The following is a 13,486-nucleotide window of genomic DNA, read 5'->3' on the forward strand; positions in this document are numbered from 1 at the left end:
CAGCAAGTATTAAATACCACTTTGAGATAAATCCCACACTTGGTGGCATTCCTATCATTGCCAAAGCAGCTAAAATGAAGGCAAGGCATGTGTAAGGCATCTTCCTTCCCAATCCCACAAAATTGTTTATATCCCACAAACCTGCCTTATAAATGAATGCACCTGCTACCATAAACATGCATCCCTTCATCAATGCGTGATTCAGTATGTGCATTAATGCCGGAGTCAGTCCCATGGTTGTGGAAACGGAAAGCCCGATGCCAAGTATGATATATCCCACATTTGCTATGCTTGAATATGCAAGCATCTTCTTCAACTTAGACTGCATTATCGCATATATAGAGCCAAAAATCATGGCTATCGCAGAGAGCCAGCAAATAATATCGAATATAGGCAGGAAACCGGTGATGAAATTCAGCGTGAATACTGAGAAAATTATTCTTATTAATGCGTAAATAGAGGTCTTTGCCATTGCTGTTGATATCATCACACTCACCACAGAAGGAGCATAGGTATAAGCATCGGGCTGCCAGGTATGAAGGGGGAAAAGAGCTATCTTTATACCAAGGCCAATCAAAATGAAAACAAAAGCTGTTTGAACTACTGCATTCCCATATAGCGGGGGAAGCAAAACCGCTAAATCCCCCATATTAAGTGATCCTGTCACGATATAGAGATAACCGACACCAAGGAGATAAAAGCAGGCCCCTATAGTCCCCATCACTACATATCTAAAGCTGGCAACCAGTGCCCTATCTTTTCCTACAGCTATAAGGGCATAACATGACAGGGATGCAATCTCGAGGAATACATAAAGGTTGAACATATCTCCTGTTGAGACAATCCCTAAAAGACCAGTAAAGAGCAAGAGAAATAGGCAATAAAAGGGAATCTCTTTCCCCGGTAGTTCCTTTTCCACACTTCTTTTGGCATATATCACTACGAGAAATGAAAGAGATGTTACCAAAACAGCTATGAATGCATTGAGATGGTCAATGGAAAACTCTATCCCCCACGGAGGTTCCCAGCCACCCAGATAATAATGTAAAGGACCGTAACGTAAGACCCTATTTGCAACGATTAGAGATGAAAAGAAGGATATTGAAACAGCTATCATAGCCAATGGATAACACAGGCTCTTTTTCCACCATCCCAAGACAGGGATTAAAAAAGCGAAAAATAAAGGGAAAAATACAACAATAATAGGAAAAGGGAGTTGATATATATTCATTTCATCTTCCTCAAGATTTCATCCTCTTCCAGTGTCTTGTATTTATTGTAAATTCTAAGGAGCAATGCTAATGCGACCCCTGTCGTTCCAACACCCACAACAATTGCCGTAAGCATAAGAACATGGGGGAGAGGGTTCACATATTGAGAAGCATGTGAAACAATATGAGCCCCGTGCCCTGATAATCCCTCTACAATAGGAATGCTCCCCCCTTTTTTTGCTCCGATAGAGACAAAATAGAGGATAATCGACCACTGAAAGATATTCATCCCAATGAGTTTTTTTACAAGGTTCCTTTTCCCAATCATGGCATAAAAACCGATCATCATGAGAAAAATATAAATATAATAGTTAAACTTTCCGACTAAAAACTCTAACATCTTATCACCTATTCATAGGTTGAAAGGTCATAAAAAATCGATACCATAACTGCCATAACTGTGATACCTACCCCTATTTCAATACCGAGCATTCCCATACCGCGCGGTTCTACTACTGGAAGAATACCGTAATCTAAAAAGTTTGCCCCAAGGATAAAGCATACAAACCCTATAAAACCATAGATAAAAACTCCCATGCTAGTAAAAGTGGTTAATATTCTCTCGGCAAATCTTTCTTTCACTTCATCTATTCCAAAAGCAATAGCCAGCAGAATAAAACTTGCACCCAGAATCACTCCACCCTGGAAACCACCTCCAGGGCTCGTGTGGCCATGCATAATTACATAGAGGGCATAAAGCTGGACAAAAGGGGCAAGAATTCGAGAAATCATCTTTATAATAATGCTTTCGTGTTTATCAATCATACATCCTTCTCCTTTCTTCTTTTTCTAAGAATAAGAAGACAAGAAACAGCAGCAGTAAAGATAACCGTTGTCTCTCCGAATGTATCAAAACCCCTGTAATCTGCAAGCACAGCAGTTACCATATTTGGGACTTCTGTTTCTTCAAGGGTCTTTTCTATATATCTTGGTGATACATGAATGCTCGCTGGTTGATGAGGATCTCCCCATTTTGGCATATCAGAAACCCCGTAAATAAGCAAAAGACCTGTTATGCAGGTTAAAATATAATAAAAAATTCTCAATCCTTTGTCCTCCTCTCTGTTTTGAATACGGCGATTACAAAGAGAATCGTCGTTACCCCTGCCCCCACTGAAGCCTCTGTAAATGCAACATCAACCGCTCCCATCTCAACCCATAATAGGCACATAAAAAAACTAAATGCCCCCATGAGTATAGTAGAACTTAAAAGGTCCTTAACAGCAATGGCTCCTATTGCCGAAATAACAGCAAATACGAGTAATATGAGATTCAGTTGCCAAATCATTTTTTCTTCTCCTTTTTCCAAAGAGGAATTTTATTTCTTAGGGCTGCTCTTGCAATTGAGTGAGTGGCTGTTGGGCTTGTTAAAAATATAAATATGGCAATAATGATTATTTTCGCACTTCCTAAGGATAAACCGTGATATAGGGCAAGCCCCGCAAGTATCAAAAGGATTCCTAAGGTATCACATTTTCCAGTGGCATGCATTCTTGTATAAAAGTCTGGAAAACGAAGAAGACCAATCGTGCCTGCTAAAAGGAAGAAAGTCCCCAATATAATGAGAACGATAGAAACAATATGCATTTAAAAAACCCCTTTTCTTTCAAAATATTTAGAGAAGGTTAAGGTGCCGATAAAGTTAATCAAGGCATAGATCATCGATATATCTATAAAAAAATCGATTCTCTTAAAGATAAATCCCATAAATAAAATAATAGCAATGGTCTTTGTCCCAATCACATTGACAGCAATCATCCTATTGATGATTCCAGGACCAAAAACAGCCCTATAGAGACAGAGAAATACTAAGAAAAGGATTATTACGCTCACTGTTAAAAAGAAATCTATCATTCCTCTATTCCTTAAAATGATGGTTCATTTTTTAAATTTTTCTCCTTCTAAGTAGATATACGCAACCCTTGCTTCCATTTCTCCTGTTAGAAGATCGTCCGCGACCTTTTTACTCAATGCGTGTACATAAAATTCCTCATCGATGATGTCCATCGTAATCGTACCTGGGGTAAGGGTAATGGAGTTTGCCAGAGTGACCATAGAAATATCGCTTTTTAATTTTGTTTTGAATCGTATTATTTTTGGATCGATTGGCATCTTGGGATTGAGGATCAAACAGGCAACGTGGATATTTGCCAATATGATCTGATAAATGAGCCAAGGTAAATAACATATAAATCTTGCTATACTGAGAAGCCTGTTTTTCGCCCTTATATCTTCAAAAAGAAGGTCATGGGAAACACAACCTACCAAAAAAGAACAGATAAAACCCAAAGAGAGATGAAAAAGATCATATTTGCCAGAGAGAGTTATCCAAAAACCGTAGAGAAAAAAGAAGGTCACCAACCGACCCAAGTTATCAGGATAATAGGTGCAGGCCCTTTTCAGCAATTTGTAGGCTGCTGGATTCTCAGGATCAAGGATCAAAAGGTCGATATCTAGTAAATCTGAATCAGTTATTAAGTCTTCGGTTTTAGGATGGCGAGATGTCACCTCATGGTTTTTCAGGGCTTTGGATAGTATTTCCCTATTTCCTTCATCTTTATCATAGATAAGGATTTTTAATCGCTCCGCATCTTCCTTCATTATCCCTGTATCATCTTTTATACTTTTTTCAACCATTTTCCCATACCTATATTGCTTACTACTTCATAAAAAACTTTTCTCTTTTAAATTTTATATACTAAAAACTTAGATTATAAATGTAGGTACACGGAACCGATCAATATTCGGAACAAAATCGATTCCCTGCAAATATCTTAGCCAAGAATGCCGGCACCGATTAGCTAAAATCACCAGATCTGTGTCATTTTCGTTGACTAATTTCTTTAAGACTTTACTTTTTTCACCCCTAAGAATCTTAAAATCAACATCAGCGCCTTCTTCACGCAGTTGCACTACGAAAGGAATGAGGCGGCTTTCTAGAGCTTTTGTAGTTGGCGCAGGAACGGAAGGTGTTGCTAAAGACCACTGGAAGGGTCTTCCTACAGTTAAAAGCGTAACCTTGGCCTTATAGGTCTTTGCCAGTGCTGCCACATAGGGTATAATCCGTCTCCCTTCTTTCTCCCCGTTTAAAGGAACAAGTATATGACGTGGAGGCCAGCGAAGCTTCATACTACCCCTTGTACCAAACATCTCTTCAGTTGTGTAAAAAAGAGTTTCCTTTTTCTCCTCTTCTCTAAAAGCAACCTCCGTATGTCCGGTTTCTTCCCTGTTTATCATTTCTCTCACCTCCCCTCTTTTTGTTCTTTTTAAAGCCTGCCTTGTCTTTCCATTTTTGGATTTTATATAACAACTGTTGGAATATTAAGATGATCAATCAATGGAACAATGTCTTTTCCCTTTAGATATCTAAGCCATCTGTGTCGATAACGATTGTCCAAAATAATCAGGTCTGCATCCATGTCCTTGTTTAATTTTTCTATTATCTTTTTCTTTTCCCCTCTGAGTATTCCAAAATCAACATCAACTCCCTTGACACGCATTTCCATTACAAAATGAATGAGGCGGCTTTCCAGTGCTGCGGTAGTTGGCGCAGGAATCGAAGGTGTTGCCAAAGACCACTGGAAGGGTCTTGCTACAGTAAAAAGCGTAACCTTGGCCTTACAGGTCTTTGCCAGTGCTGTTACAAAGGGTATAATGCGCCTCCCTTCCTTCTCTCCATTCAGAGGAACCAGAATGTGACGTGGGGGCCACCTAAGCTTCATCGAACCTCTTGTACCAAACATTTCCTCGGTTGTGTAAAAAAGGGCTTCCTCTTTCTTTTCTACTCTAACAGCTGTTTCAATTTTTCTGTTTTGTTCCTTCTTTTCCATTTATCTCACCTCCTCTCTTTTTGTTCCTCTAAAAAACATTGTCTTAGTTTAATCTCAAAGACAGAAAAAAGGCTTAAGCCTCCCGACCCAGAAACCGGGCTAATAATCTCCGAGCAGAGTTTTTTGAAGCTCTTTTCTCATCAGCTTTAAACTTAGCAATCTGATTTACTGTTTCTTCAATAATGTCCGAATCATAGGGTTTAGGAATAAAAAGCAATCGGTTGTGAATTAACTTCTCCAGGCCTAGTTCCTTTTCATCTTTTTCTGAGGTCACAATTATCCATAATTTTTTACCTGTTTTGCGTAGAAGATTGTCAGCTCGCATCTCTTAATCCCCTTTCTGTAAAACCTTTGAAAAATACTCCCAACCTTCTTACCTATCAGACTATATAGGCAATAAGCATTCCATATTAAAATAGAGAGGGAAAATAAAATAATTTGTCCTTTGAAAACAATAAGATAAAAAATTAAGGGGGTTAAAGAGAAGAATAAAAAGAAAAGAAAAACTTGGCTTTAAAAAAACCACTCATTGGTGATTGGTAAAATATTCACCAGCTTGGTTACTATTATTCTTGGTCTAAAATTTAATTAGAATCATGCACAACATCATATACAATTATTAAATTTCTTCATCCCTGACAAGCACTTTCAAAAAGAAATTTTGGCTAAAGTTTTTTGCTGTTTGTAAAGTTAAAAAATATGTATTCTTAATATCCGCTATAGGTAATTAACGGTCTTTAGGGGTCTGCTTTATTCCTCAAAATACTCTATTATAGCCATGCTTTTAGGTATGAGAACCTTCTTACATCTTGTTTTTGAGTATGATTCACTATGCTCAGGGTTTTCTATTTCAATATATGGTATGTTCTTTAATTCCTTGTTTAGTTCAACAGAGTCCGCCTCATACAAATTTTGACCTGCGTAAACTCTTACCTTTGCCATATGCCCCCCTTGTAAATAATAAAAAATTATCATTAATAGTTCTAAAAAGGGTCAAAAAACCCTTATGAGACTCTTTTCTCCATCTTAAAAAATAGCCATTAAAATTAACTCTCTTCTGTTGATTTTTCTAAATGAATGGCTCACAGGAAGAACCAAACCAAAAACTCATCTGGATTATCAACGGGAAGTGGAATTAGAGCGTGAAAGTGAATCTTTTATTTTCTATCACAGAAAAAGATATTTTTGCAATAGTTTTTTGCTGTTTTGATGGGTAGGAAGCTGACGATCGGTTTAAACCGTTGATCTATTAATCAATTGGCTATAATATAATATTCTTATAATCAATAGATTCCTAAAATATCTTCTCTAAATTCTACAGAAAAGATTTATAGACAATGCTTATATAGTTAGCATATATTATCTATATGAAAGATTGGAAACCAAAAGATATAAAGAATTTCAGAAAAAGATTTAAATTTTCCCAGAGTAAGTTGGCTTCTCTTTTAGGTGTATCTCGAAATTATATCTATCTATTAGAAAACGGAGAAAGAATACCAAGCAAGACTTTAAAACTCTTGTTAAGTTATGTTAAAAATTCTATGTTAAAAAATAACTGAAAAGAAAGAAGGTGAAAAAATGACAGAGAAACTTCGTTTGGATATATTAAGTTTTGGTCTTGCTTTAGGAACGCTGACTGCAATTGTTTTATTTTCATTTGGTTTAGTAGCTTTGATTTCTGGTTTAGGTAGACCCTATGTAGATTTAGTATCTTCTATATTGCTCGGATATTCTTCAACAATCTTTGGAAGCATAATGGGAGCTGTTTGGGGATTTATTCTTGGATTTGTTGAAGGTCTTCTACTTGCTTGGTTTTATAATGTATTCCTAAGAATGAAACAATAATAATAAATACATTATTTATTGTAATTCTTAAAAAAAGGGTGTGAAAAAATAAAAAGATTAACATTATTACTTTTTGTTTTAATTTCTTTAATAATTACTCCCTGTATAATCTTTGCCGAGAGCGCTGTAGATTGGGATAATAAGGCTAAGGAATTATTCGATTCAGGCAACTACAAAGAAGCGATTGATGCTTTAAACAAAGCTATAGAATTAAACCCGAAAGACGCACTTGCTTATAATAACCGCGGAAATGCTTATTTTAAACTTGGTAAGTATCAGGAAGCTATCAAGGACTACAGTAAGACTATAGAGCTTTACCCCAGTTTTTCAAAACCTTACTATAACCGTGGGAACGTTTATTTTAAACTTGGCAAATATCAGCAGGCTATCAAGGACCATGACAAAGCTATAAAGTTTAATCCAAAGTTTGCAAAAGCTTATCATAACCGTGGAAGTGCTTATTTTAGACTTAGTAAGTATCAGCAAGCCATCAAAGGCTACAGTAAGGCTATAGAGCTGAGCCCGAGTTTTGCAAAAGCTTATTATAGCCGGGGGGATACCTTCTTATTACTTGGTGATTATAAGGAGGCCGTCAATGACTATAAAACAGCTGCTAGATTAAGCATTAAAGAAGCACAAGATTACTTACGGAAAAAAGGGATTCAATGGTAAGGTAGATTAATGGAGATATTATGGAGGTATTCTAAAAGAAAGGAGATGAAACAATGAAAAAGATCGAAGCGATTATCAACTCCCATAGGTTGGAAGCGGTAAGGAATAGACTTATTAAGATAGGTATAGGGGGAATGACCGTGAGCGAAGTATATGGCTTTGGGTGTCAAAGGGGGCATCCAGAATTAAAGATAGGAAAAGAGTATCTTACGGGTTTTAGACCCAAAATGAAATTAGAGACTGTTGTTCCTGATAGATTAGTAGAGCAGGCTTTGGAGACAATTGTAAATTATGCTCAAACAGGCACTTCTGGAGATGGCAAGATATTTATATCTTCGATCGATGATGCATTAAGGGTAAGAACAGGTGATAGGGGCGAGGATGCCATTACTTTTTAGGATGGTTTATGAGTTAATATGTTGAGGCTTTATATAAGGTGAAGCCAGTTTATAATATAATGGACTTAGTCAAATTAAAGAACTGCTAGAACAGAAAACCCTCACAATGACCCTCCGCTATGCACACCTTGCACCAAGCCATAAGGTAAACGCGTTAGAGCTATTGGATGATGTTATCAGTTCACAAAAATTTAGTGCACAAAAAGTGCACAATTTAGCAGGAGTAAGATGAAGTGAAAAGGCATAAGTCCTTGATTTTACTGGAGCCGACGACTGGATTTGAACCAGTGACCTACTGATTACGAATCAGTTGCTCTACCACTGAGCTACGCCGGCTTTTTTTACAATAAATGTTATTTTTGTTATTTACGCATTAGCTTACAGTTTATCCATCCCAGGATAAATCCGATAATCAAAGTGCCCAAGAGAAGCAGGGATCTGGACATCTCTATCGGCCAAAAGTAGAGCTTTACTTCTACCACCTCTGTATTCTGCACAATAAATATTGCTACTAATGCTACAATAACTAAACCAGCTATAAGTTTAGGGGACATGGGCTCACCTCCCTTAATGATTTATGAAAAAGAAGTCTTAACCGATTTAAACCCTTTCTTATTTCTTCCACCCTTCAATGAGATAGGGCTTCAATCTTTCAAACTCAACACACTGGGCCTCTATCACATTTTCAGCATCATATGTGGGCATGTCTTTTGTCTCAATGACGAAAGAAGCAATTCTTCCAAAATAGAGACTGGTTAAAGATTCAACAATTCTTGTGGTTCCAACCTCTTCTTTATGGGCACGTTTAAATCTTGCAATGGCAAAGTCATAGATCAATTTCACCCAGAGCTCTGCAGGAAATTTGAAATGAGAACTATCCAGAGCAACAATCTCCTCTAATGCATTCATATTTTCCCTGAGAACAAATTCTGACCAAAAGTCTCTGTTTTCCTGAAATCCCTGTTTAAATTTTTGAATCATTGCTTCTAGATCAACATAAAGTTCTTCAGGAAAGGTTTCAGATCTAAATCCATAAAAGGCGGTTGGACGAGTGCTCTTAATAGGTTTCCATTTATCTTCATACTCTCCCATTAATTTAAAAACGGTACCTACTACCTGTTGAAACATACTTTCGAGATCTTTACTGGGGTCTTTTGCATCATGAATTTTACTACCAAGAAAGGCCTGACACATCTTACATCCTTCATTTATTGCTACAGTTGTCATCCATATATCTATACCAAAACGAGCCACATCTGTTTCCCAAACCTTCTTATTAAGATATTTCTCATTAAGATATTTCTCAGTCAACTCACCTGAAAAACCAAAGTCTCCACCAATTGGCTGTCGAAGGCGAAGACCATAAAGGGCTCTGGTCAAAGGGTATACAACCATGTTCGTTATGGTTCCATCATATTTATGCCTCTGATAAAAAGGAGAGACAAAATCATATCCTTTAAGGATAATCGGTCCAAGTAAGAGTTCAAACCACTCCGGCGTGATACTTCTTAAGTCAGAATCTATCACAGCACAAGCTTTTACCCCTAATGCTTGCGCAATCTCAAAGATAGCTTTAAAAGCGCTTCCTTTGCCGGGAATTCCATTATATGCAGCCACTACCTGTGAGGCAGGGTAAACAGGGTGGTCAATCAAAATAGTATCCAGCTGTGAATAGATACTGGTTTCTTTAACAATCTCCTTTGTCCTATCAGGGGATCCCCCATCTGAATTTACAATAACAGATTTAAATTTTGGGAAATATTTCGCCAAGCCGTATTCTGCTGCTCTGACGACATGGCCTATTGTCCTTTCATTTTTGTAGCTTGGTATGCCAACAAGGATATCAGCATCTCCTATCTGTTCTACCTGAAGTTTTGCTTCTTCATCAATAGCTAAGATGCTTCTTTTTAACCTTTTATACTTTCTCGGACTAGCCTTACGTTTCTTTAGCTTTTTTTCTTTTCCCAGAAAAACCTTTTGAATAGTCTTTGCAATATTGCTTTCCCCTATTTTTTTAATAAACTGAAGCACCTTTTCTTACTCCTATCTTAAATCAACTATTTTTGTGATACTTTTTATTTAAACAGTTGAACTTAAATAAAAAAATACCAATAAAAAGATCTTTCCCAAATAAATTCTTGCAAATTATACAACATCTTTTTTTATAATTCAATTTTAAAAGATTATAAATATAGGGTAATAGAGCTTTTATCAATCCTCTCTATTGACAAATATCAATTTGATGCTATATTCTTTCTTATTAAGCTGGAGAGGTTTATGGTTGAAAAAAAGCTGTCATTACTTACCTATGGCTGCCAGATGAATAAACATGATTCTGAAAGAATTGCTGGAATTCTAAAAGAAGAAAATTATTCTCTTACAGACAATATTGAGAAGGCAGATATGATATTATTGAATACCTGTAGTGTCAGAGAAAAGGCCGAGCAGAAAGTATACAGTCAATTAGGAAGACTCAAGAAACTCAAGGAGAAAAGCCCCCATCTCATTATAGGTGTTTGCGGATGTATAGCCCAAAAGGAAAAGAAAAGGATTCTGAACAAAGTTCCGTTTGTTGATCTTATATTTGGCACACATAATATTCACAATCTTCCACAGCTTCTCCATAATTTCAGATATGGAAATGAAAAGGTTGTTGAGATATTAGATGAGTCCGTAGATTTTAATTTTTCTTCACCGATCTATAGAGAGAGTAAGATTCAAGCATGGGTCAGTATCATGCATGGGTGCAATAATTATTGTTCTTACTGTGTGGTTCCCTATACCAGAGGAAGAGAAAAGAGCATGCCAAGCTCTTTGATATTAGATGAATGCGCCCGATTATCTAACGAAGGTTATAAAGAGGTTACTTTATTAGGTCAAAACGTTAATTCTTATGGTAATGACATTAAGGGAGAAGGAGATTTTGCCGATCTTTTAGAAAAAGTCAATCAGATTGATAGCTTAGAAAGAATCAGGTTCATCACTTCTCATCCAAAAGATATTTCTGAAAAATTAATAGAAAGGATCTCTACACTCCCTAAAGTATGTGAACATTTACATCTTCCCATTCAGTCTGGCTCAGACAGAATACTTGAAAAGATGAACAGGGGGTATACGGCAGAACATTATTTAGAAATTATTACAAAGTTAAGATCACTGATACCTGACATAGGGCTTACAACAGATATTATCATTGGTTTTCCAGAAGAAAAAGAAGAGGATTTTCAGTTAACAAAAAGATTGTTACAAGATATAAAGTATGATATTATTTTTCTGTTTAAATATTCTCCTCGTCCTGAAACAAAGGCAGCACTATTGAAAGAGACGGTTAGTGCAGAGAAAAAACAGGAAAGGTTTGATGATCTTCTCAGTATACAAAAAGAGATTACCCTATCTAAGAATAAATCACTAGAAGGAAAGATAGAAGAAATTCTTGTAGAAGGTGAGAGTAAGAAAAATAAAAACAAACTAACAGGCAGGACAAGAACTAATAAAATTGTTAATTTTTATGGATCTAAAGATCTAATCGGCAAAACAATCAATATATACATTAAAAAAGGTGGTCTTTACAGTTTAGAGGGAGAATTAATAAGAGGAAATTAAGAGGAGGTAAAGTTATGATAGAGATGAAAGTCAAAGGTCTGACCCTTGATCCATTAACAAACATGCCTATAGTCATTCTTAAAGACAAAGATAATGAAAAGGCCCTGCCTATATGGGTGGGGATCTTTGAGGCGAATGCTATTGCTCTTGAGATTGAAAAAGTTCCTACTCCACGGCCCATGACTCATGATTTGATTAAAAATATATTGGAAGGACTAAAAGCAAAAGTAATGAAGGTGATTGTCAATGATTTAAAAGATAACACTTTTTATGCTACCATTGCTCTCAGTTTAAATGGGGCGGAAATCAACATAGATTCCAGACCCAGCGATGCTATTGCCCTTGCATTAAGGGTCAAGTCCCCTATCTTTGTTACAAAGAAGGTTCTAAAAGAAGCTAAGAGTTTAGACTTATCAGATCAAGATTTAAAAGATGATGATAAAGAAAAATGGAAGAAGTGGCTAGAGAAACTTAAACCTGAAGATTTTGGTAAATATGAGATGTAGAATAACTAAAAATTGCAAAGAAACCTTCCATAAGGATGACACATATCCCTTTTACTCTATTTTCTAATTTATCTTCATTATATTTTTTCCTATGCAACTTCCTTTTATTAATTTAGATTTTTCATCTTTTTAAAAAAATAACTCATTTCATTATTTATCTATTTTAAAAAAATGACAAAAAAATGGAGGGTTTAAATATTGAGTGAATATATTGTTTTATTAAGCACTTTTCCTTCTGAAGATGAGGCAGAAAAATTGGGCACAGAAATGGTTAAGAAAGGTTTGGTCGCCTGTGTAAATCTTGTCCCAAAGATACGATCAATATATAAATGGAAAGAAAAAGTTTACAATGAAGAGGAAATTTTATTAATCATGAAAAGCAGGAAAGAGAAATCTAAAGAGATTATTGAATTTATAAATAATAACCATAGCTACGAGGTCCCTGAAGTTATCTCTTTATCAATTAGCTCTGGCTCTAAAAGATACCTGGCATGGATAGACGAAAATTGTGGATAAAAAAGATGGAGGCATAAATAATACTCCTCCATCTTTTTTTATTTTCAGGATTTTTTAAATTTTCGCCTGAAGAAAGAACGCAATCACAAGTGAATAGATTACCAATGATTCAATAAAGACCAATCCGAGAATCAAAGGTATAAACAATTTCTCTTGGGCACCTGGATTTCGAGCAATCCCTTCCATAGCAGAAGAGACGGCTTTGCCCTGACCCAAGGCTCCTCCAAGAGCAGCTGCTGCTATTGTTGCGCCACTAGCAATGGCTATCATCCCTTTTGTAACACCACCATTAGCACTGATCCCTTCAGCTGCTGGCTTTTCTGCTGCTAATAAAATAGCAGCGGAAAAACCCACTATGACTAAAGTAATAAAAAAATAAACAAAAGCCTTTTTCATCTAATCCCCTCCTTTCAATATACTTTTAGTGTTCGTGAGATACTGCCAGAGCAATATATATTATAGTTAAAAGAGCAAAAACAAAAGCCTGCATAATAGCAACTATAATCCCTAAGAACATGAAAAGTACGGGTACGCCAATAGGGATTAACCCTTGAAAGATTTCAATCACATTGTGGTCCCCAAAGATATTTCCAAAGAGTCGGACTGAAAGAGTAACCGGCCTGAAAAGGTGACTAAATATCTCTATAGGAAAATAAAGAATAGCCAAAGCCCACATAGGACCCGTAAAGTGTTTGATATAGCTCAATCCATTTTCTCTAAAACCGTAATAATTATACATGATAAATACAATAGAAGCTATGGCAAAATTTGTATTGAGATTTATTGTGGGAGGATAGAATTCAGGAATCAAACCTAATAGGTTTGATATCAATATGTAGATGAAA

Annotated in this window: 21 protein-coding genes and 1 tRNA gene; 5 read left to right on the plus strand and 17 right to left on the minus strand. The window is 36.2% G+C overall.

The window, feature by feature from the left end; translation table 11 throughout:
• The 12 genes from VMW81_06040 to VMW81_06095 all read right to left on the minus strand — a co-directional run.
• Positions 1-1,231, minus strand: a 1,231-nt coding sequence (locus tag VMW81_06040) for a proton-conducting transporter membrane subunit (protein ID HUU50498.1), incomplete at its 3' end; no start/stop codon positions are given.
• On the minus strand, positions 1,228-1,611 hold the full coding sequence (locus VMW81_06045) for a cation:proton antiporter subunit C (protein HUU50499.1): 384 nt from the start codon (positions 1,609-1,611) through the stop codon (positions 1,228-1,230). The genes VMW81_06040 and VMW81_06045, both read right to left, overlap by 4 nt.
• Positions 1,612-1,619: 8 nt before the next feature.
• Entirely contained in the window at positions 1,620-2,036 is a 417-nt protein-coding gene (locus tag VMW81_06050) for an MnhB domain-containing protein (GenBank protein ID HUU50500.1), read from the minus strand.
• On the minus strand, positions 2,033-2,317 hold the full coding sequence (gene mbhE, locus VMW81_06055; GenBank protein HUU50501.1) for a hydrogen gas-evolving membrane-bound hydrogenase subunit E: 285 nt from the start codon (positions 2,315-2,317) through the stop codon (positions 2,033-2,035). Before mbhE ends, VMW81_06050 begins: the two co-directional genes overlap by 4 nt.
• Positions 2,314-2,559, minus strand: a complete 246-nt coding sequence (locus VMW81_06060) for a hydrogenase subunit MbhD domain-containing protein (GenBank protein HUU50502.1) — start codon at positions 2,557-2,559, stop codon at positions 2,314-2,316. Before VMW81_06060 ends, mbhE begins: the two co-directional genes overlap by 4 nt.
• Entirely contained in the window at positions 2,556-2,858 is a 303-nt protein-coding gene (gene mnhG / locus VMW81_06065) for a monovalent cation/H(+) antiporter subunit G (protein ID HUU50503.1), read from the minus strand. The genes VMW81_06060 and mnhG overlap by 4 nt, the downstream gene beginning before the upstream one ends.
• Positions 2,859-3,125, minus strand: coding sequence for a monovalent cation/H+ antiporter complex subunit F (locus tag VMW81_06070; GenBank protein HUU50504.1), 267 nt, complete (start codon positions 3,123-3,125; stop codon positions 2,859-2,861).
• Positions 3,126-3,149: 24 nt separating this feature from the next.
• Positions 3,150-3,908: a Na+/H+ antiporter subunit E gene (locus VMW81_06075; protein ID HUU50505.1), complete on the minus strand. Its 759-nt coding sequence runs from the start codon at positions 3,906-3,908 to the stop codon at positions 3,150-3,152.
• A gap of 69 nt (positions 3,909-3,977) precedes the next feature.
• Positions 3,978-4,508 carry a universal stress protein gene (locus tag VMW81_06080; protein HUU50506.1) on the minus strand — a complete coding sequence of 177 codons (531 nt, stop codon included), beginning with the start codon at positions 4,506-4,508 and terminating at the stop codon, positions 3,978-3,980.
• Between the two features lie 62 nt (positions 4,509-4,570).
• Positions 4,571-5,101, minus strand: coding sequence for a universal stress protein (locus VMW81_06085; protein ID HUU50507.1), 531 nt, complete (start codon positions 5,099-5,101; stop codon positions 4,571-4,573).
• Between the two features lie 73 nt (positions 5,102-5,174).
• Positions 5,175-5,426 carry a hypothetical protein gene (locus VMW81_06090; GenBank protein ID HUU50508.1) on the minus strand — a complete coding sequence of 84 codons (252 nt, stop codon included), beginning with the start codon at positions 5,424-5,426 and terminating at the stop codon, positions 5,175-5,177.
• Positions 5,427-5,851: 425 nt separating this feature from the next.
• Positions 5,852-6,043 (minus strand): hypothetical protein, encoded by a 192-nt coding sequence (locus tag VMW81_06095; protein ID HUU50509.1) that lies wholly within the window; start codon positions 6,041-6,043, stop codon positions 5,852-5,854.
• 636 nt (positions 6,044-6,679) lie between these two features.
• Here VMW81_06095 and VMW81_06100 point away from each other — a divergent pair.
• Positions 6,680-6,946 carry a bacteriophage holin gene (locus tag VMW81_06100; GenBank protein ID HUU50510.1) on the plus strand — a complete coding sequence of 89 codons (267 nt, stop codon included), beginning with the start codon at positions 6,680-6,682 and terminating at the stop codon, positions 6,944-6,946.
• A gap of 725 nt (positions 6,947-7,671) precedes the next feature.
• Positions 7,672-8,016 (plus strand): P-II family nitrogen regulator, encoded by a 345-nt coding sequence (locus VMW81_06105; protein ID HUU50511.1) that lies wholly within the window; start codon positions 7,672-7,674, stop codon positions 8,014-8,016.
• A 261-nt stretch (positions 8,017-8,277) separates the two neighbouring features.
• Here the strand turns inward: VMW81_06105 and VMW81_06110 are convergent.
• The 3 genes from VMW81_06110 to VMW81_06120 all read right to left on the minus strand — a co-directional run bounded on the left by VMW81_06110 (position 8,278) and on the right by VMW81_06120 (position 10,047).
• Positions 8,278-8,352, minus strand: a tRNA-Thr gene (locus tag VMW81_06110).
• Between the two features lie 26 nt (positions 8,353-8,378).
• Positions 8,379-8,570 carry a lipopolysaccharide assembly protein LapA domain-containing protein gene (locus VMW81_06115; GenBank protein ID HUU50512.1) on the minus strand — a complete coding sequence of 64 codons (192 nt, stop codon included), beginning with the start codon at positions 8,568-8,570 and terminating at the stop codon, positions 8,379-8,381.
• Positions 8,571-8,628: 58 nt separating this feature from the next.
• Positions 8,629-10,047, minus strand: a complete 1,419-nt coding sequence (locus VMW81_06120; protein HUU50513.1) for a hypothetical protein — start codon at positions 10,045-10,047, stop codon at positions 8,629-8,631.
• Positions 10,048-10,293: 246 nt separating this feature from the next.
• Between VMW81_06120 and miaB the strand changes: the two genes are divergently transcribed.
• From miaB to cutA, 3 genes are all read left to right on the plus strand, one after another.
• A complete protein-coding gene (miaB, locus tag VMW81_06125; GenBank protein ID HUU50514.1) occupies positions 10,294-11,619 on the plus strand; it encodes a tRNA (N6-isopentenyl adenosine(37)-C2)-methylthiotransferase MiaB in 1,326 nt (441 codons plus the stop codon).
• A gap of 14 nt (positions 11,620-11,633) precedes the next feature.
• Positions 11,634-12,125 carry a bifunctional nuclease family protein gene (locus VMW81_06130; GenBank protein HUU50515.1) on the plus strand — a complete coding sequence of 164 codons (492 nt, stop codon included), beginning with the start codon at positions 11,634-11,636 and terminating at the stop codon, positions 12,123-12,125.
• Between the two features lie 198 nt (positions 12,126-12,323).
• The gene (gene cutA, locus VMW81_06135; GenBank protein ID HUU50516.1) at positions 12,324-12,641 is read left to right on the plus strand and encodes a divalent-cation tolerance protein CutA; all 318 of its coding nucleotides are present in this window, start codon (positions 12,324-12,326) and stop codon (positions 12,639-12,641) included.
• Between the two features lie 54 nt (positions 12,642-12,695).
• Here cutA and VMW81_06140 read toward each other — a convergent pair whose 3' ends face one another.
• On the minus strand, positions 12,696-13,037 hold the full coding sequence (locus tag VMW81_06140; GenBank protein HUU50517.1) for an ATP synthase F0 subunit C: 342 nt from the start codon (positions 13,035-13,037) through the stop codon (positions 12,696-12,698).
• A 25-nt stretch (positions 13,038-13,062) separates the two neighbouring features.
• On the minus strand, positions 13,063-13,486 hold a 424-nt coding region (gene atpB / locus VMW81_06145; protein ID HUU50518.1), incomplete at its 5' end, for a F0F1 ATP synthase subunit A.

The organism is Nitrospinota bacterium, from assembly GCA_035528715.1.
GTDB lineage: Bacteria > JADFOP01 > JADFOP01 > DATKYB01 > DATKYB01 > DATKYB01.